The organism is Winslowiella iniecta, from assembly GCF_001267535.1.
GTDB classification, from domain to species: domain Bacteria; phylum Pseudomonadota; class Gammaproteobacteria; order Enterobacterales; family Enterobacteriaceae; genus Erwinia; species Erwinia iniecta.
On sequence record NZ_JRXE01000001.1, the window covers coordinates 1,800 to 2,096 of the forward strand.

Below are 297 nucleotides of genomic sequence, written 5' to 3' on the forward strand. Positions count from 1 at the left end.
CGCCCCCATTTCCATTTCACGGCCGGTCATATCCCGCCAGCGAAAATGCAGCTCGCCGTTCGCCGCGCAATAGCGGATCAGCCGGGTTTCAAACGGCAGCATCCAGCCCTGTCCCAGCATGCCGGCCGCCGGATTGCGGCTGTGGTAAACACGCTGCCAGTAAAGCGGGATGCGGTCCTCCAGCACAAAATCGAGATCGTCAGCGCCCGCGAGGATTTTGGCACCGGTGGCAATATTCACCGGGCGGGCGGTCTGAACGGCGCGCGCGGCGATGCCGCCCGCCGCGTCGCCCGCCGC

The 297-nt window shown here is 66.3% G+C and carries 1 protein-coding gene; it reads right to left on the minus strand.

Annotated features, from left to right (window positions below):
• Nucleotides 1-297: DUF6531 domain-containing protein (locus NG42_RS22850; RefSeq protein ID WP_162231004.1), on the minus strand; the 297-nt coding region annotated here is incomplete at both ends.